We start from the raw sequence: 17,063 nt of genomic DNA on the forward strand, positions 1-17,063 counted from the left end.
AAAAGCGTCATGGCCGTCGCGATCGCGACATGGCAGGAAATCGGCGTCGGCTTAGAGCCGATCGAGGTAGGCGGAACCGCCAAGATTGCGCATCTGACCACGAATCCAGGCGCTGCGGCGCTGGGTATGGGGGCCTGGGCGCGAGGCGCTCCACTCGCGGGGGTTGGGCAGGATCGCCGCCAGGCGGCTGGCCTGGTCGACGTTTAAGCGTGCGGCGCTAACGCCGAAGTAGTGCTGGGCGGCGGCCTCCAGACCGAAGACCCCCCGATCCCACTCGACGATATTGAGATAGACCTCAAGGATGCGCTGCTTGGGCCACAGCGTCTCGATGAGCAGGGTAAACCAAGCCTCCAGGCCCTTGCGGAGCCAGTTGCGGCCGGTCCACAGGAAGAGGTTCTTGGCGGTCTGCTGACTGATGGTGCTGGCGCCACGCAGCCCACCCCCGTTGAGGCTGGACTCGATGGCCTGGCGGATCTGATGGAAATCGAAACCGTGATGCTCGGGAAAACGCTGATCTTCGGCGGCTATCACCGCGACCTTGGCGTTATCTGAGAGCTCTGCCCAGGGACGCCATTGCTGGTCGATATCGATCGACTCTCCGCTGGCCCAGGACTCCAGCTTGCGCTCGACCATCACCATGGAGCCGAACACCGGCACCACCCGGAACATCAACACCAGCAGGACCGACAATCCAACCCAGCCCACCAACGCAAACCCCAGGACTCGCGCTGTGCGACGCACCCACCTCGGCATCAGACCTCACTCATGATTTTAGGCGCACGCTGGCATAAGTGGGCTCGCCCTGAGCCTGGGCCAAAGCGCCCATGGCCGCCGACAGCGGCTCAAGAGACCGCTCCTCGTAGGTAGCCGACTGCAGCAGGGCCGCCGGCTCCTTACCCAGGGTCACCGGCAACATCTCTACGCTATTCTTCTCCAGGCGCTCGTCCCGAGGCGGGATGCCGAAGTATTCCCGGTAGCATTTGGAGAAGTGCGGAGTGGAGACAAAGCCACAGGCCGACGCCACCTCGATGATCGACATCGGTGTCTGCTTGAGCAGCTGACGGGCCCGCGTCAGGCGCAGCTTGAGATAGTAGCGCGAGGGTGAGCAGTGAAGGTTCTTCTGGAAAAGACGCTCGAGCTGACGGCGTGACACATCCACGTAGTTGGCCAGCTCATCAAGGGTGATCGGCTCCTCGAGGTTGGCCTCCATCAGCGCCACGATCTCCAAGAGCTTCGGCTGGGTGGTGCCCAACACATGCTTGAGCGGCACCCGCTGCAGATCCTGCTCATTGCGGACCCGGTCATAGATGAACATCTCGGAAATACCCGCCGCCAGTTCGCGACCATGGTCGCGGCCGATCAGGGTCAGCATCATGTCCATGGGGGCAGTGCCGCCAGAGGAGGTAGCACGGTCGCGGTCGATAGAGAACAAGCGCGTGGAGAGCGCGACCTTGGGGAAGGCCTCTTGCATGGCCGCCAAGCACTCCCAGTGGGTGCTGGTCTCGTAGCCGTCGAGCAGACCGGCCTTGGCCAGCGCCCAGCTGCCCGTACACACCGCCGCCAGGCGCCGCGACAGCCGCGCCTGAGCTTGCAGCCAGCTCAGGTGCTCGCGCTTTACCGCCCGCTGAGGACCCACCCCACCGCATACGATAACCGTATCCAGCGTCAGCGCCGTATGAGTGGCAACGTCGGGCGTAACACATAGACCGTCACTGGCTTTCACCGACGCTCCGTCAAGGCTCATGGTGTACCATCGATAAAGCTCACGCCCGGCAAGCTGATTAGCCATACGCAACGGCTCGATGGCAGAGGCCAGCGAGATCAGGGTGAAATTGTCCAGCAACAAAAAGCCGATCGCCTGAGAGGTAGCGGCTGTGCGTGAGGCCTCGGGAGCGGTTGTCATTTCGATACTCCGGCGCTTGTGTCTTAGACCCTATTCGTCTTGTCGTTGCTCTTATGAACCAGGGCGTCGGGCATGCCGGCAGTCAGCAAAATGTCGTTTTCAGGCATGCTCACTATAAATGTACCCCGCATGTCGTTTTTTGGCATGGCAAATTTGCCTATCGCACTGCCATTCCCGGTGCATTGCGATAATCACGTCGCTCATGGCTATACGAATGCCGCCTGCCAACATCTCACTTGCGAACAAGCCACGCCGCCTCGGTGACAGCGTGGCCCGGAGGGGCACAATCAACGCTTACGGTGCAGCCGTTCGGCGTGGTAGCGCAGGTGATCCTCGATGAAGGTGGCGATGAAGAAGTAGCTGTGGTCGTAACCGGCATGCCGACGCAGAGTCAGCGGGTGATCACGTTTTTCACATGCCGCCTCCAACCGCTCGGGCATCAGCTGTTCCTCGAGGAAGTTGTCGGCTTCGCCCTGATCGATGAACAGCGGCTGGCGCGAGGCGCCCTTGGCTACCAGCTCGCAGGCGTCGTATTGGGTCCAGGCACGGGTGTCCTCGCCCAGATAGTGGGTGAAGGCCTTCTGCCCCCAAGGGCTCTCGATCGGATTGACCACCGGCGCGAACGCCGACACCGCGGCATACTGCCCGGGCCGACGCAGCGCCAACACCAGGGCCCCGTGGCCGCCCATGGAGTGCCCACTGATCGACTCGCGGCCGTTGACAGGGAAGTGCTGACGCACCACCGACGGCAGTTCCTCGGCCACGTAGTCGTACATGCGATAGTGCTTGGCCCAGGGCTCCTGGGTAGCGTTCACATAGAAGCCGGCGCCGCTGCCGAAGTCATAGCTATCGTGCTCACCGGGCAGATCCAGCCCCCTCGGGCTGGTATCCGGGCAGACGATGGCGATCCCCAACTCGGCGGCGAGACGCTGAGCGCCTGCCTTCTGCATGAAGTTCTCGTCGTTGCAGGTCAGCCCCGACAGCCACCACATCAGCGGCACCCGCTCGCTTTCGGCCTGAGGCGGCAGGTAGATGGAAAACACCATCTCGCAGTCCAGCGCCCGCGCGTGATGCTTGTAGCGCTTGAGCCAGCCGCCGAAGCTCTTGGTAGCCGATACCAGTTCCAGGGATTCAGACATGCTCATGAGTGCGTCTCCTTCGCTCAGTAATGCAGTACGCTGCGAATGCTCTTACCGGCATGCAGCAGTTCGAAGGCCTCATTGATCTTCTCGAACGGCATGTCCTGGGTGATGAACTCGTCGATCTTCAGCTCACCCTTCATGTAGCGGTCGACATAGCCCGGCAGCTCGGTGCGGCCCTTGACGCCGCCGAACGCGGAGCCTTTCCAGACTCGACCGGTGACCAGCTGGAACGGCCGGGTGGAGATCTCTTCGCCGGCACCGGCGACGCCGATGATGATCGACTCGCCCCACCCCTTGTGGCAGCACTCCAGCGCCGAGCGCATGACGTTGACGTTGCCGATGCACTCGAAGGAGTAGTCGACGCCGCCGTCGGTCAGCTCGACGATGACCTGCTGGATGGAATCGCTGTAGTCCTTCGGGTTGATGAACTCGGTGGCGCCGAACTGGCGGGCCAGCTCGAACTTGTCCGGGTTGATGTCGATGGCGATGATGCGGCTGGCCTTGGCCATCTGCGCGCCCTGGATGACCGCAAGGCCGATGGCACCGAGGCCGAACACGGCGATGGTGGAACCCGGCTCGACCTTGGCGGTGTTCATGACCGCGCCGATACCGGTAGTCACGCCGCAGCCGAGCAGGCAGATCTTGTCCAGCGGGGCTTCCTTGGACACCTTGGCCAACGAGACCTCGGGCACCACGGTGTACTCGGAGAAGGTCGAGCAACCCATGTAATGATGCAGGGACTTGCCGTCCACGGAGAAGCGCGAGGTGCCATCCGGCATCAGGCCCTTGCCCTGGGTGGCACGCACCGCGCTGCACAGGTTGGTCTTGCCGGAAAGGCAGAACTTGCACTTGCCGCACTCGGCCGTATAGAGCGGAATGACGTGATCGCCCGGCACCAGGCCAGTCACGCCCTCACCGACTTCCTCGACGATGCCCGCGCCTTCATGGCCGAGCACCGACGGGAAAAGACCTTCCGGGTCAGCGCCGGACAGCGTGTAGGCATCGGTGTGGCAGACACTGGTGGCGACCATGCGTACCAGCACCTCGCCGGCCTTTGGACCCTCGACGTCGATTTCGGTGAGTTCCAGCGGCTTGCCGGCTTCCAGTGCGATAGCGGCACGAGATTTCATGGCGACTCCTGACAGTAGGATGTAGGAACATTCATCGGCCGGGCAGGAAAGAGCTGCCCAACAAAACTGAAACCAGTCTAGGCGAGAGCGGCTGTCACGATAAACTGGCTGAACCACACAAGATTATTGTCACTCAGCAAAGATCAGGGAGCGCCGTTTACCAAATGCAACGCTGGGATCGTATCGAAGCTTTCGTCGAGGTGGTTCGCCTGGGCAGTTTTTCCGCCGCCGCACGGGCGCTCAAGGTCTCGACCTCGCACGTCAGCCGTCTGGTCGGCCAGCTCGAGAATCAGCTTGGCACCACCCTGCTCTACCGTACCACGCGGCAACTGCACCTGACCGACGCGGGCACCCTCTACTTCGATCATTGCCGCCATCTGTTCGACGGCTTCCAGGAAGCCGAGGCGGCGGTCCACGACTTTCACTCCCGCCCCAAGGGCGTGCTCAAGCTGACCTCATCGACCACCTTCGGCGAGCGCTTCATCGCCCCGCTGGTCAACGATTTCCAGCGCCAGCATCCCCAACTCGAGGTGAACATGCACTTCACCAATCGCCGGGTCGAGCTGATCGATGAGGGCTATGACGTGGCGATTCGCATGGGCGTGCTCAAGGACTCGACGCTGATCGCCAGGCGCCTGTGCGAGCGCCGCGAGTACGTGGTTGGTTCGCGGGATTACTTTGCCCAAGTCTCGAGACCCCATTCGCTGGCTGAGCTTGCCAATCACCCCTGCCTGCTCGGTTCCCGGGACCAATGGCTATTCGAAGTCGACGGCGTGCGCCGCGAAGTCCGCGTCGGCGGCCGCTGGCAGGCCAATTCGGGACCTGCCCTGCTCGATGCCAGCCTAAAGGGCCTGGGACTCGCCCAACTGCCGGACTACTACGTCGAGGAGCACCTCGCCAGCGGCGAGCTGGTGTCGGTGCTCGACCACTTTCGCCATAGCGACACTGCGGTGTGGGCGGTCTATCCACGTCATCGTCATCTCTCGCCCAAGGTGCGCCAGTTTGTCGACTATATGGTCGCGCATATCCATGAAGTACTGCCGGTTAGACGCTGAGCAGACCTGAGCGAGAAAAAACCACGGGAAAAGACAAAAAAAGGGCACCCTACCGGGCGCCCAAAGGGTTGATCGGCGACGGGCAAGGCCCGCCGGCATCAGCATTCGATGGCGTTGACGGCGAGGCCGCCGCGGGAAGTTTCTTTGTACTTGTCCTGCATGTCGCGGCCGGTATCCCGCATGGTGCGGATCGCCTTGTCCAGCGAGATGAAGTGCTCGCCGTCGCCGCGCAGGGCCATCTGGGCGGCATTGATGGCCTTCACCGAGGCGATGGCATTGCGCTCGATGCAGGGCACCTGCACCAGCCCGCCTACCGGATCGCAGGTCAGGCCCAGGTTGTGCTCAAGCCCGATCTCGGCGGCGTTTTCCACCTGGCCGATGCTGCCGCCCATGACCTCGGCAAGCCCCGCGGCGGCCATCGCACAGGCCGAGCCGACCTCGCCCTGACAGCCCACCTCAGCGCCGGAAATCGAGGCGTTCTTCTTGCACAGGATGCCCACGGCGCCGGCGGCCAGCAGGAAGTCGACCACATCTCGTTCGCAGGCGCCGGGCTGGAACTTCATGTAGTAGTGGAGAACGGCCGGAATGATGCCCGCCGCCCCGTTGGTGGGCGCAGTGACCATGCGCCCGCCGGCGGCGTTTTCCTCGTTGACCGCCAGGGCAAAGACGTTGACCCAGTCCATCGCCGAGAAGGTCGAGGTGATCAGGCTGTGACTGCCCTCCATGGCCACCAGGCGACGATGAAGCGAGGCCGCCCGCCGCTTGACGTTGAGCCCGCCGGGCAGCACGCCTTCGTTGGCGAAGCCGGTCTCCACGCAATCGCACATGGCTTGCCAGATCGTCCATAGACCGTCGCGGATATCCTGCTCACTGCGCCATGCCTTCTCGTTCTCCAGCATCAGCTCCGAGATACGCAGGTCGTGCATGCGGCATAGCGCCAGCAGCTCGCCGGCACTATTGAAGTCATAGGGCAGCGGCGTGGTATCGGTATCCAGCGCGCCGTCCTGGGCCTGCGCCTCGTCGATCACGAAACCGCCGCCCACCGAGTAGTAGGTGTTCTCGTAAAGTGGCTCGCTGTGACCGTGAGCGATCAATCGCATGGCGTTCGGATGGTGTGGCAGGCACTCATCATGAAGCTGCATGTCTCGGGCCCAAAGGAAAGGAATCGCCAGCCGGTTGTCGAGCAGCAGGCTATCGGATTCCAGCAGCTCCTCGATGCAGGGGGCGATGAGGGTCGGGTCGATGCGATCCGGCCGTTCTCCCATCAGGCCCATGATCACCGCTCGGTCGGTGCCGTGACCGATGCCGGTGGCCGACAGTGAGCCATAAAGGCGCACCTCGACGCGGGCTACCCGTTCCAGCAGATCCCGGGTCCGCAGCTCTTCGACGAAATCATGCGCGGCACGCATCGGGCCCACGGTGTGGGAGCTCGACGGCCCGATACCGATCTTGAACAGGTCGAAGACGCTGATGGACATAAATAACCTCGTATCGTGTAAGCATGGCGCGAGGCCGGCGTGACATTGGCATCAATTTGGCTAAAGGCAGTTTTCCGGCACGGCCAGTTAAAACTATAGTGGTCCCGAGCACTGGCCGATACAATCCAGAAATACTTGCCACGACTTTAGAATAACTAAACCATGAGCCGCTCCCTCAATTCGCAGACCCATGCCTGGCTGAAGGTCTTCGCGGTCAGCGCCCGTCACCTGTCTTTCACCCGCGCCGCCGAGGAACTGCATGTCACCACCGGCGCGGTGAGTCAGCAGATCAAGCAGCTCGAAGAGCGGCTCGGCTTCAAGCTGTTCCGCCGCCTGCCGCGACGCCTCGAACTCACCGACGAGGGCCGACGGCTGTCACTGGTGGTCGACGACGCCTATCAGGCAGTGGGGCTCGAGGTCCGCCGACTGCGAAGCGGCGTGATGAGCGGCATCTTAAGGCTGCGTTCGGTGCCCTCCTTCCTCGCCAAGTGGCTGATGCCGCGATTGCCACGACTGCAGGCTCGTTTCCCCGACATCGAGCTTCAGGTGGTCGCCGAGGACAGCAATATCTCGCTGCGCGAGGGCGACTTCGATCTGGCGCTGGATCTCAACGACGGCCAGTACCCCGGGCTCGCCATCACCCCGCTGATGGACGAGGTGATCTTCCCGGTCTGTGCCCCGGGACTGTTACGAGGCAAGCCACCGCTTCGCCAGCCGGAGGATCTGGCCTGGTATCCGCTGCTGCACGACGTTACCGCCTGGCGCGGCAGCAGCGACTATGCGGAATGGGAGCATTTCCTGCGCGAGATAGACGCCCCCCACGTCAGCGTGCGGCGGGGCTACACCTTCAACCGCAACCAGCTGACCATGGACGCGGCGATCTCCGGCATGGGAGTCGCCATCGCCCGCCAGACCCTGATCACCAACGAATTGAAGACCGGCGCGCTGATCGCGCCCTTCTCACAGCGGGTGGCAACCGGCAAGCGCTACGGCATCGCTCATGTCCCCGGAGCGCTAGATGATCGGCGGGTAAAAGCGGTACACGACTGGCTGGTCGAGGAGGCCACCCGCACGTCGTCGCGCTCATAGTCGTTGCGCGCATGAGTCGTTAAGTCGGTAAGAAGCGCCCATAAAAAAACGCCCGCAAGCCATGCTTGCGGGCGTTTTCATGTACAGCCGTTGCTCTGGTCTGGCCGCCCGAACGGCGGCCAGCGAGGCTCCGACGACTCAACTATTCGTCGAGGAAGGAGCGCAGCGACTCGGAGCGCGACGGGTGGCGCAGCTTGCGCAGCGCCTTGGCCTCGATCTGACGGATACGCTCACGGGTGACATCGAACTGCTTGCCGACTTCCTCGAGGGTGTGGTCGGTGTTCATGTCGATGCCGAAACGCATGCGCAGCACCTTGGCCTCGCGAGCGGTCAGGCCGCCGAGCACGTTGCGAGTGGCCTCGATCAGGCCCTCGCCGGTAGCCAGATCGATGGGCAGCAGCATGGTGCCGTCCTCGATGAAGTCACCCAGGTGCGAATCGTCATCGTCACCGATAGGCGTCTCCATGGAGATCGGTTCCTTGGCGATCTTGAGCACCTTGCGAACCTTGTCCTCGGGCATCTCGAGACGCTCACCAAGCTCTTCCGGCGTCGGCTCGCGGCCCATCTCCTGCAGCATCTGCCGCGATACGCGGTTGAGCTTGTTGATGGTCTCGATCATGTGCACCGGAATACGGATGGTGCGCGCCTGGTCAGCGATCGAACGGGTGATCGCCTGACGAATCCACCAGGTGGCGTAGGTCGAGAACTTGTAACCGCGACGGTATTCGAACTTGTCGACCGCCTTCATCAGGCCGATGTTGCCTTCCTGGATCAGGTCGAGGAACTGCAGGCCACGGTTGGTGTACTTCTTGGCGATCGAGATCACCAGGCGCAGGTTGGCCTCGACCATTTCCTTCTTGGCCCGGCGTGCCTTGGCCTCACCGATCGACAGGCGGCGATTGACCTCTTTCAGCTCCGGCACCTGAAGCTGAACCATGTCTTCTTCGAAGGCGATCTTGCGCTGGGCGCGGGCGACGTCGCCACGGAACGGCTCGAGACGATCCTTGAAGCGCGCATTGGCCTCGAAGAATTCATCCAGCCATTCGCTGCGCGACTCATTGCCCGGGAAGGACTTGATGAAGGTCTTGCGCGGCACCTTACCCTTCTTGACGAAGAGCTGCAGGATTGTCTTCTCCTGATTGCGGACCTGCTCGACGCTGATCCGCACCTGACCGACCAGGCGCTCGAAGTGCTTGGGCACCAGCTTGATCGGCGAGAACAGCTCGGCGAGACGGGCCTGCTCGGCATTGGCCTGCTTGGAGCCACGGCCGTGAGCATCGATCGCAGCCTGAGCGGCGGCGTTCTGCTCGCGAATCTGCTCGAAGCGCGCCTTGGCCTCCTCGGGATCGGGACCGCTGGTGGTCTCCTCTTCCTCGGCGTCCTCATCATCCTCGTCGCCTTCGCCGTCGGCGGACTCGCTCACTGGCTCCTCGACGACTTCAGCCTCGGCGACGCCGGGAATGCCCTCGTCGGGATCGATGAAGCCGGAAAACAGGTCGGACAGGCGACCGGGCGCCTCTTCGTCCTGCGTACCGTCGTAGACCTCGAGGACCGACTCGACCGCACCCGGCAGGTACGCCAGTGCCGACATCACCTCACGAGTGCCTTCCTCGATACGCTTGGCGATCTTGATCTCGCCTTCACGGGTCAGCAGTTCGACGGTGCCCATCTCGCGCATGTACATGCGCACGGGGTCGGTGGTGCGGCCGACATCGCTTTCCACTGCCGCCAATGCCGCCACTGCCTCTTCGGCAGCGTGCTCATCGGTGGACTGGTCCGACATCATCAAAGTGTCTTCATCGGGGGCTTCTTCAACGACATTGATACCCATGTCGTTGATCATGCCGATGATGTCTTCCACTTGATCCGGGTCGGCGATATCCTCAGGAAGGTGGTCGTTGACCTCGGCATAGGTCAGGTAACCCTGTTCCTTGCCGCGCGCGATCAACTCCTTCAGACGTGACTGCTGCTGCGCATTTCCAGCCATAGAAACCCTATCTCGACGAAGAAGAATGAAGCACCCGAACGTTCAGGCATGAAAAAACCATAAAGCCGATCAGTATAGCGGTAAGATGGGCTATTCCGCCAGTATTGCGTTTGCGGTGCCGTTCAGGTGTGTTAGGTTGTTTGGTTGTGCTCGGGAAGGAGCCTTGCGATACACCCTTAGATGGTGCTGATACGCAACAATTCAACCCCGCCCCAAAATTGTGTCGACGCCCGTCAGCGATTGAGCGACATCAGCAACTCCATCAGGCGCTGCTTCTCTTCCCGCGACAGCCGCTGCCCGCCCTTTTCCTTGGCCAACAAGGCCGCGTATTCGCTCTCCGGCGTCTGACGCGACTGGGCACGACAAAAGTGCTCCACCAGGCCATCCAGTTCGGTTGCCCGCGCCGCCGGCGGCATCAATAGCTCGCGCCGCGCCAGTTGCGCCAGACGCTCCCCCTCCTGGGTGCCGTGAAAGTGCGCCAGCAGCACTTGCACACTGCGATAGCGCCCGGCTCGCAGCAGCTTGACCAGCTCCTTGAGCAGCGCCCCATCGGCATCCCCCTCGGGGCACCAGTCCAGCGATTCGGGCAGCCGGTCGACCAGGGTCGGCTCATGCACCAGGAGCTGCAGCGCGCGAGCGATCAGACTCATGGCGCCGCTGCGCTTTGGAGCAAAAGGCGCACCCCCTCGAGCCGCCCGCTCATCAGGACCGCCCCAGGCCTCGGCGGGCATATCGCCCTCCGCTTCCGGACCGAAGGGCTCTGCCGGTGCCTTGGCGGCCAGCAGCGCCGTAAAGCGCGCCTGATCCACGCCGGTGCGCGAGGACAGCTCGCTGAGCATCAGCGACTTAAGCACGCCCTCCGGCAACTGCTCGATGGCCTTGAGCACCTGACTGGCATAGCGCTCACGGTCCTCGACGCCTGCCAGGTCGCGTCCGCGGCCGGCCTGCTCGAACAGAAACTCCGATAGCGGGCTTGCGCAGGTCACCCGATCCTTAAAGGCGTCGGGGCCTTCCCGTCGCACCAGGCTATCCGGATCCTCGCCCTCGGGCAGGAACAGGAAGCGGGCCTGACGGCCGTCGATCATCAGCGGCAACACATTGGCCAGCGCCCGGCTGGCTGCCTGGCGTCCGGCCTGGTCGCCGTCAAAGCAGAACACCACCTCACCGACCATGCGGAACAGCCGCGTCAGATGTTCCTCGCTGGTCGAGGTACCAAGCGTCGCCACCGCGTTGCGAATGCCGAACTGGGCAAGCGCTACCACGTCCATGTAGCCTTCGACGATCAACACTCGCTCAAGGTTGCGATTCGCCTGACGCGCCTCATAGAGACCGTAGAGCTCGCGGCCCTTGTGAAACACCGGGCTTTCCGGCGAGTTCAGGTACTTGGGCTTGGCATCGCCGAGCACCCGACCACCAAAGGCAATGGTACGCCCCTTGAAATCGCGGATCGGGAACACGACCCGGTCACGAAAGCGGTCATAAGTGCGGCCGCTATCCTCACGGTGAACCAGCAGGCCATACTCGACCTGCACCGCCTCCGAGACGCCCTGGCTGGAAAGATGACGCTTGAGCGCCTCCCAGTCATCGGGGGCATAGCCGATGGCGAACTCTGCCTGCACCTCGGGCGACAGGTCGCGCCGCTCCAGATAGCCCCTGGCCTGCTCGGCCTCGGGCATCTTCAGCCGCTCGCGAAAGAAGCTTGCCGCCAGCTCTAGAAGATTGACGCCTTCCTTGCGCTTCTGTTCCCGAGCCTGAGCGCGAGGATCGTCGGCACCTTCCCGAGGCACCTCGATACCCTGGCGCGCCGCTAACTGTTCGACGGCCTCGGGAAAGCGCAGGTTGTCGTACTCCATCAGGAAGCGTAGCGCGTTGCCGTGCGCCCCGCAGCCGAAGCAGTGATAGAACTGCTTGTCCTGACTGACGGTGAACGAGGGCGACTTTTCCTGATGGAAGGGGCATAGCCCCGCATGGTTGCGCCCATTCTTCTTGAGCGTCACCCGCTCGCCGACGACCTCGACCACATCCACACGGGCGAGCAGGTCATCGATGAAGCGTTGCGGGATCTGGCCCATGGCCATCGCGAGTCATCCTGGAAAAACGACGATAAGTGCCCGCTTCGGGACATCCCGAAGCGACCACTAGAAAAACAAACGGCCACCGTATGGCGGCCGCTTGGCATCCCTCTAGGACGGCATGGCCGCCCTTAGTACGGATTAATACAGCCGTTCGAAACGCTTGCGCTCGCGCTGGAGCTTCTTGGCGTGACGCTTGACGGCGGCAGCTGCCTTGCGCTTGCGCTCGGCGGTCGGCTTCTCGTAGTGCTCGCGACGACGCACTTCGGACAGAACACCGGCTTTTTCGCAGGAACGCTTGAAGCGACGCAGCGCGACGTCGAACGGCTCGTTATCACGTACTTTGACAGAAGGCATTAAGCACTCACCTACCTTGGAATCATGAGTTCGGTTTGAACGCACGCCTCGAGTCTCTTCGCATCGCTTGAAACATAACGTCCAAGCCGCCTTAGGGCGACACAGGGAATCATGAGGAAGAAGCGAAATGCAGGGTGGAACCCGGGCGCACGACCCAGTCATACAGCGCACAGTATTCTAGTCGTGGCCAGACGACATTGCAAACCTTGACGTCCAACCGGTGCCCGATGCCGCCCAAAGCACGTATAATGAGCGGTTTACTGTTAGCCAGATACCATGAGCCTGGGGCCTTACCATGCGCGTATTAGGGATCGAAACATCCTGCGACGAGACCGGCGTTGCCCTCTTTGACACCGAGCGCGGCCTGATCGCCGACGCTCTCTACAGTCAGATCGCCATGCATGCCGATTACGGCGGCGTAGTGCCAGAGCTCGCCTCCCGCGACCACACCCGCAAACTGCTGCCGCTGATCGAGGAGGTCCTCGACAGTGCCGGCGTAACGCGCGCTGAACTCGACGGCATCGCCTATACCGCAGGCCCTGGCCTGGTCGGCGCTCTGATGGTCGGCGCCTCTACCGCCCATGGCCTGGCCCGTGCGCTGAATATCCCGGTGCTCGGCGTGCACCATATGGAGGGCCACCTGCTGGCCCCCATGCTCGAGGATGAGCCGCCGGCGTTTCCCTTCGTTGCCCTGCTGGTGTCGGGTGGTCACACCCAGCTGGTCGAGGTGCGCGGACTCGGCGACTATAAACTGCTGGGTGAATCAGTGGACGACGCCGCCGGCGAAGCCTTCGACAAGGCCGCCAAGATGCTGGGCCTCGAGTACCCTGGCGGCCCCAACGTGGCACGCCTGGCCGAACAGGGCGACCCGACGCGCTTTCGCTTTCCGCGCCCGATGACCGACCGGCCGGGGCTCGACTTCAGCTTCTCCGGGCTCAAGACTCACACCCTGACCGCGATCCGCTCACTCAAGGAAGCCGACAAACTCGATGACCAGGCCCGCGCCGATGTCGCCCGAGCCTTCGAGGAAGCCGTGGTCGATACGCTGGTGATCAAGTGCCGGCGCGCCCTGGATGCCACCGGCTTGAAGCGCCTGGTGGTGGCGGGTGGCGTCAGCGCCAATACCCGGCTTCGCGAGCGTCTGGCCGTGGAAACCGGCAAGCGGGGCGCCAAGGCCTTCTATCCCCGCGGGCGTTTCTGCACCGACAACGGCGCCATGATCGCGTATGTGGGAGCTCAACGGCTCTTGGCCGGCGAGCGCGACGACAGCGCCATGCGGGCGGTGCCACGCTGGCCGCTTGACCAGTTGACGCCAGCCGGGCACTGATCACGGCTCACAACCATGATCGCGCTCTCTAAGATTCCAGCGCTCAACGGCTACTGGCCGGCGAGCGGGACGACAGCGCCATGCGGGCGGTGCCTCGCTGGCCGCTGGATCAGTTGACGCCTGCGGGATCCGCCTCGGCCTGATCGATGCGACACGCGTCTACTCTTCCTTGCGGGTGTCATCCGCCGATAGCGCCCGCTCCCCGCCACGCCCCAGGCGCTGGATATTCCACACGTGGCGCACCAGCACCAGCAGTGCGAAGACGACGATCACACCGCCATACTCTGGCGCCAGCCACAGGCTGACCAGCGGTGCGAGAGTCGCACTGGCCAGCGACGCCACCGAGGCGGTGCGCACCCGCCAGGCGAGTAGGACCCAGCAGGCGGCACTGACCAACGCCACTCCAGGCGCCAGCACCAGCAGCACCCCGAAGGCGCTGGCCACCGCCTTGCCGCCGCGAAAGCGGTGCCAAGGCGGATAGCTGTGGCCCAGCAGCACCGCAAGCCCCACCATGCCCTGCGCCCAGGGTGAAAGCCCCAGCGCCTGGGCCGCGAACAGCACCGGCATGCCCTTGGCGGCATCAAGCGCAAGGGTCGCCAGCGCCAGACGCACGCCATAGAGGCGCAGCACATTGGAAAACCCTGGGTTGCGCGAGCCGGCCAGGCGCGGGTCGCGCAACCCGGCCAGCCGACACACTGCCAGCGCGCCAAGGGCGCTGCCGCTAAGATAGCCCAGCGCCAGCAGCGACCCCAACGCAAGGGCCAGATGACTTGGCGACATGAGGGTCCTCCTGAAGGTCACGGCGGCCAGTCATGATTCTGCCCGCGGACTCACGTACAATCGAGCGCCGGCAATTCTTACAGACCGACAGGTGGGGGATGCATTGATGGATTGCGTGCTGATCGAGGCGCTCGAAGTGGACACCGTGATCGGAGTCTACGACTGGGAGCGCGACATACTCCAGCGCCTGGTCCTCGACCTGGAACTGGCCACCGACATCCGCCCCGCCGCGGCCGATGACGACATCACCAAGACGCTTGACTATGCAGCCATCAGCGAGCGCGTTGCCGCCTTCGCCGGCGAGCATGACTTCGCCCTGGTGGAGACCTTTGCCGAGCGCCTGGCCGCCACCCTGCGCGAGGAATTCGGCATCGCCTGGCTTGCCCTCACGGTGCGCAAGCCAGGTGCCGTGGCAAGCGCCAGCGCCGTCGGCGTGCGCATCACCCGGGGCGAGCCGTCATGAGCCGCGTCACGGTTAGTATCGGCAGCAACATCGAGCGCGAGCAGCATGTTCGGGTCTGCCTCGACGCCCTTCAAGCCTCTTTCGGCGAGCTTGCCGTGTCGCGGGTCTTCGAGAGCGAGCCGGTGGGGTTCGAAGACGGGCGCAACTTCTACAACCTGGTGGCGGCCTTTGACAGCGACGCCTCGGTGGGCGAGCTGCAGGCCTGGTGCAAGCGCCTGGAATTCGCCAATGGCCGGGTAAAGAACAGCGCCAAGTTCAGCCCCCGCACCCTCGACATCGACCTGCTGACAGTGGGCGCACTCACCGGCGAGCACGACGGCGTCGAACTGCCTCGCGATGAGATCACCGAGCATGCCTTCGTCCTCAAGCCGCTGGCCGAACTACTGCCCGAGGCCACCCATCCGCTCAGTGGCGAGCGCTATGACCGCCTGTGGCAAGCCTTCGATGCCGGCGATCAACGGCTGTGGCCGGTGGACTTCTGCTGGCAACAGCAGTGGATCTCCCGCGCCGACGTGTCGAAAAACGTCTGACGACGCGCCCGATCACGCTGCTGCCGTTTAAGGGCAGGTGTCTGCGAGTGCGCAGCCCTCTTCCATGGGCGCTACTTTCGTTCTCTTGATCGACACCCCTCGCCCCCGCCTGCCCCATCGCTCGAGAGCGAAGGTGGTGTTGATCTAGCCCCCAAAACCTGTATCGCAGCCAGCCTCTCAGCTAGCGTCCGCCAGTACCTCGGCGATCGCCGCCTGGCGCCGCCGGTCGAGTTCTTCGCCCAGCGCCTTGCCCTTGAAGCCTTCCGCGAGCAACTCCTTGGGCGCAATCGCCTGCGCTGCCTGATAGGCGGCATCCAGCAGCCGGGCGAGCCCGGGTTCGTCCAGCGCCAACAAGGCCAACTGGGGAGCCAGGCGCTCGTCACGCCGCCAGGCATCGATGCCGTCATACCAGTCAAGCACCTGGCGGGCGGTGAGCGGCGCGACCTCACTGTCCAGACGCAGGGCTCGGGTACGCGCGGCCTGACGCGCCAGGTCGGCGTAGGCCTTGGGCAACTTGAGACGCTCGGCCAGCGCAGCCCGGGCGTCGCCGTCGAGGTGCTCGAGAAGCCGCGCCCAGCGCCAGCGGCGCCGCTCACCTATCTCGCTGTCAGCCGCACCTTCGGCATCGGTCTTCCCATCAGCCTGTGGCGCCGGCAGGCAATGCAGCCGGTCCAGGGCGGCGGCCAGGGCGACACGATCTTCGGTCAACTCGGGCATCAGCACTTCAAGTGCCCTGCAATCATCTAGCGCCGTGAAGTAGGCCTCGGGGGATGGCTCCCCCAGCGCCTTTTCGGTTTCGGTCCAGACCCGTTCGGCGACCAGGTGGCCAAGCTCGCCGCTATCGGCGAGCTCGCGCATCAGTGCCAGCGTATCCGAGGCGATCTCGAAGCCGAGCCCCCGATAACGGGCCAGGAAGCGTGAGGTGCGCAGCACCCGCAGCGGGTCCTCGACGAAGGCCGGTGAGACATGGCGCAGCTGTCTGGCGGCGAGATCCCGCTGGCCGTGGTAAGGATCGGTCAGGGTGCCGTCGGCCGACTCGGCCATGGCGTTGATGGTCAGGTCGCGTCGCGCCAGATCATCCTCGAGGCTAACCTCGGGGCTCGCATGCACCACGAAGCCGGTATAGCCGTGACCGCGCTTGCGCTCGGTGCGTGCCAGAGCGTACTCCTCGTGGGTCACGGGATGCAGGAAGACCGGAAAGTCGCGACCCACCGGAGTAAAACCGCGCCGAGTCATGTCCTCGACACTTGCGCCCACCACCACCCAGTCATGGTCATAGACCGGCCAGCCCAGGCGCGCATCGCGCACCGCACCGCCCACGCAGTAGACCTCGAGACCGTCAAGGAAACGATCGTCGCTCATGCCGGTGCCGTGGCCACGCGGGTGGGATGCTGGGCGGCCCAGTCGGTAAAGCCGCCGTCCAGGCTGTAGACCCGGGAATAGCCCTGGCCGGCGAGCCAGGTCGCCGCCTGCTGGCTGGAGTGGCCGTGATAGCAGACCACCACCAGCGGCGCTTCCTTGGGCGTCTCGTCGAGCAGTGCACCGACGCTTGTGTTGTCCAGGTGACGGCTCGCCGGGATATGGCCGCGGGCAAAGCTCATCGGATCACGGATATCGACCAGCGTCAGCGGCTCCCCCTCGTCCAGCCAGGCTTTCAGGGTGGGAATATCCAGGTGCTCGAAGGGCGTCGCGCTCATGGTAGCTCCATGGGTAAAGAGGATAAAACAGCAAGAAGCGAAAGAAGGACGCG

The 17,063-nt window shown here is 63.7% G+C and carries 16 protein-coding genes; 5 read left to right on the top strand and 11 right to left on the bottom strand.

Going from position 1 to position 17,063, the window contains the following annotated elements; genetic code table 11:
- Window positions 1–51: 51 nt before the first annotated feature.
- The 4 genes from mtgA to Q2K57_RS04335 form a co-directional block, all read right to left on the bottom strand.
- On the bottom strand, window positions 52–753 hold the full coding sequence (mtgA, locus tag Q2K57_RS04320; protein WP_112053673.1) for a monofunctional biosynthetic peptidoglycan transglycosylase: 702 nt from the start codon (window positions 751–753) through the stop codon (window positions 52–54).
- Between the two features lie 10 nt (window positions 754–763).
- Window positions 764–1,903, bottom strand: coding sequence for a GlxA family transcriptional regulator (locus Q2K57_RS04325; RefSeq protein WP_112053674.1), 1,140 nt, complete (start codon window positions 1,901–1,903; stop codon window positions 764–766).
- 287 nt (window positions 1,904–2,190) lie between these two features.
- On the bottom strand, window positions 2,191–3,048 hold the full coding sequence (gene fghA / locus Q2K57_RS04330) for an S-formylglutathione hydrolase (RefSeq protein WP_112053675.1): 858 nt from the start codon (window positions 3,046–3,048) through the stop codon (window positions 2,191–2,193).
- Window positions 3,049–3,065: 17 nt separating this feature from the next.
- On the bottom strand, window positions 3,066–4,175 hold the full coding sequence (locus Q2K57_RS04335; protein WP_112053676.1) for an S-(hydroxymethyl)glutathione dehydrogenase/class III alcohol dehydrogenase: 1,110 nt from the start codon (window positions 4,173–4,175) through the stop codon (window positions 3,066–3,068).
- Between the two features lie 164 nt (window positions 4,176–4,339).
- Here Q2K57_RS04335 and Q2K57_RS04340 point away from each other — a divergent pair, with 164 nt between their 5' ends.
- Window positions 4,340–5,230, top strand: a complete 891-nt coding sequence (locus Q2K57_RS04340; RefSeq protein ID WP_304526165.1) for a LysR family transcriptional regulator — start codon at window positions 4,340–4,342, stop codon at window positions 5,228–5,230.
- Between the two features lie 98 nt (window positions 5,231–5,328).
- Here Q2K57_RS04340 and Q2K57_RS04345 read toward each other — a convergent pair whose 3' ends face one another.
- Window positions 5,329–6,708, bottom strand: coding sequence for an L-serine ammonia-lyase (locus Q2K57_RS04345; protein WP_112053678.1), 1,380 nt, complete (start codon window positions 6,706–6,708; stop codon window positions 5,329–5,331).
- Between the two features lie 162 nt (window positions 6,709–6,870).
- Here Q2K57_RS04345 and Q2K57_RS04350 point away from each other — a divergent pair, with 162 nt between their 5' ends.
- Window positions 6,871–7,797 carry a LysR substrate-binding domain-containing protein gene (locus Q2K57_RS04350; protein ID WP_112053679.1) on the top strand — a complete coding sequence of 309 codons (927 nt, stop codon included), beginning with the start codon at window positions 6,871–6,873 and terminating at the stop codon, window positions 7,795–7,797.
- Between the two features lie 142 nt (window positions 7,798–7,939).
- On the opposite strand, the gene rpoD is transcribed toward Q2K57_RS04350, so the two are convergent.
- The 3 genes from rpoD to rpsU form a co-directional block, all read right to left on the bottom strand.
- Window positions 7,940–9,784 (bottom strand): RNA polymerase sigma factor RpoD, encoded by a 1,845-nt coding sequence (gene rpoD, locus Q2K57_RS04355; RefSeq protein WP_112053680.1) that lies wholly within the window; start codon window positions 9,782–9,784, stop codon window positions 7,940–7,942.
- 233 nt (window positions 9,785–10,017) lie between these two features.
- Entirely contained in the window at window positions 10,018–11,862 is a 1,845-nt protein-coding gene (gene dnaG / locus Q2K57_RS04360; protein ID WP_304526166.1) for a DNA primase, read from the bottom strand.
- Window positions 11,863–11,997: 135 nt separating this feature from the next.
- On the bottom strand, window positions 11,998–12,213 hold the full coding sequence (gene rpsU / locus Q2K57_RS04365) for a 30S ribosomal protein S21 (protein WP_016416934.1): 216 nt from the start codon (window positions 12,211–12,213) through the stop codon (window positions 11,998–12,000).
- A 295-nt stretch (window positions 12,214–12,508) separates the two neighbouring features.
- On the opposite strand from rpsU, the gene tsaD reads away from it, so the two are divergent.
- On the top strand, window positions 12,509–13,540 hold the full coding sequence (tsaD, locus tag Q2K57_RS04370; RefSeq protein WP_304526167.1) for a tRNA (adenosine(37)-N6)-threonylcarbamoyltransferase complex transferase subunit TsaD: 1,032 nt from the start codon (window positions 12,509–12,511) through the stop codon (window positions 13,538–13,540).
- Window positions 13,541–13,699: 159 nt separating this feature from the next.
- On the opposite strand, the gene plsY is transcribed toward tsaD, so the two are convergent.
- Complete coding sequence (gene plsY, locus Q2K57_RS04375) at window positions 13,700–14,320, bottom strand: glycerol-3-phosphate 1-O-acyltransferase PlsY (RefSeq protein WP_304526168.1); 621 nt, start codon at window positions 14,318–14,320, stop codon at window positions 13,700–13,702.
- A 106-nt stretch (window positions 14,321–14,426) separates the two neighbouring features.
- On the opposite strand from plsY, the gene folB reads away from it, so the two are divergent.
- Both folB and folK read left to right on the top strand, forming a co-directional pair.
- A complete protein-coding gene (gene folB, locus Q2K57_RS04380; RefSeq protein WP_112053683.1) occupies window positions 14,427–14,783 on the top strand; it encodes a dihydroneopterin aldolase in 357 nt (118 codons plus the stop codon).
- Entirely contained in the window at window positions 14,780–15,313 is a 534-nt protein-coding gene (gene folK / locus Q2K57_RS04385; RefSeq protein WP_112053684.1) for a 2-amino-4-hydroxy-6-hydroxymethyldihydropteridine diphosphokinase, read from the top strand. Before folB ends, folK begins: the two co-directional genes overlap by 4 nt.
- 177 nt (window positions 15,314–15,490) lie before the next feature.
- Here the strand turns inward: folK and Q2K57_RS04390 are convergent, their stop codons facing one another.
- The gene (locus Q2K57_RS04390) at window positions 15,491–16,675 is read right to left on the bottom strand and encodes a polynucleotide adenylyltransferase (RefSeq protein ID WP_304526169.1); all 1,185 of its coding nucleotides are present in this window, start codon (window positions 16,673–16,675) and stop codon (window positions 15,491–15,493) included.
- Window positions 16,672–17,010 (bottom strand): thiosulfate sulfurtransferase GlpE, encoded by a 339-nt coding sequence (gene glpE / locus Q2K57_RS04395; protein WP_112053686.1) that lies wholly within the window; start codon window positions 17,008–17,010, stop codon window positions 16,672–16,674. Before glpE ends, Q2K57_RS04390 begins: the two co-directional genes overlap by 4 nt.
- Between the last annotated feature and the right edge of the window lie 53 nt (window positions 17,011–17,063).

Origin of the sequence: Halomonas sp. I5-271120 (assembly GCF_030553075.1) — a bacterium.
GTDB classification, from domain to species: domain Bacteria; phylum Pseudomonadota; class Gammaproteobacteria; order Pseudomonadales; family Halomonadaceae; genus Onishia; species Onishia taeanensis_A.

Bases quoted from the DNA above. Each gene is read 5' to 3' on its own strand.
- rpsU (WP_016416934.1), bottom strand. From the start codon at position 12,213: ATGCCTTCTGTCAAAGTACGTGATAACGAGCCGTTCGACGTCGCGCTG.
- fghA (WP_112053675.1), bottom strand. From the start codon at position 3,048: ATGAGCATGTCTGAATCCCTGGAACTGGTATCGGCTACCAAGAGCTTC.
- glpE (WP_112053686.1), bottom strand. From the start codon at position 17,010: ATGAGCGCGACGCCCTTCGAGCACCTGGATATTCCCACCCTGAAAGCC.
- tsaD (WP_304526167.1), top strand. From the start codon at position 12,509: ATGCGCGTATTAGGGATCGAAACATCCTGCGACGAGACCGGCGTTGCC.
- Q2K57_RS04345 (WP_112053678.1), bottom strand. From the start codon at position 6,708: ATGTCCATCAGCGTCTTCGACCTGTTCAAGATCGGTATCGGGCCGTCG.
- folK (WP_112053684.1), top strand. From the start codon at position 14,780: ATGAGCCGCGTCACGGTTAGTATCGGCAGCAACATCGAGCGCGAGCAG.
- Q2K57_RS04325 (WP_112053674.1), bottom strand. From the start codon at position 1,903: ATGACAACCGCTCCCGAGGCCTCACGCACAGCCGCTACCTCTCAGGCG.
- dnaG (WP_304526166.1), bottom strand. From the start codon at position 11,862: ATGGCCATGGGCCAGATCCCGCAACGCTTCATCGATGACCTGCTCGCC.
- Q2K57_RS04340 (WP_304526165.1), top strand. From the start codon at position 4,340: ATGCAACGCTGGGATCGTATCGAAGCTTTCGTCGAGGTGGTTCGCCTG.
- plsY (WP_304526168.1), bottom strand. From the start codon at position 14,320: ATGTCGCCAAGTCATCTGGCCCTTGCGTTGGGGTCGCTGCTGGCGCTG.
- rpoD (WP_112053680.1), bottom strand. From the start codon at position 9,784: ATGGCTGGAAATGCGCAGCAGCAGTCACGTCTGAAGGAGTTGATCGCG.
- Q2K57_RS04335 (WP_112053676.1), bottom strand. From the start codon at position 4,175: ATGAAATCTCGTGCCGCTATCGCACTGGAAGCCGGCAAGCCGCTGGAA.
- folB (WP_112053683.1), top strand. From the start codon at position 14,427: ATGGATTGCGTGCTGATCGAGGCGCTCGAAGTGGACACCGTGATCGGA.
- Q2K57_RS04350 (WP_112053679.1), top strand. From the start codon at position 6,871: ATGAGCCGCTCCCTCAATTCGCAGACCCATGCCTGGCTGAAGGTCTTC.
- Q2K57_RS04390 (WP_304526169.1), bottom strand. From the start codon at position 16,675: ATGAGCGACGATCGTTTCCTTGACGGTCTCGAGGTCTACTGCGTGGGC.
- mtgA (WP_112053673.1), bottom strand. From the start codon at position 753: ATGCCGAGGTGGGTGCGTCGCACAGCGCGAGTCCTGGGGTTTGCGTTG.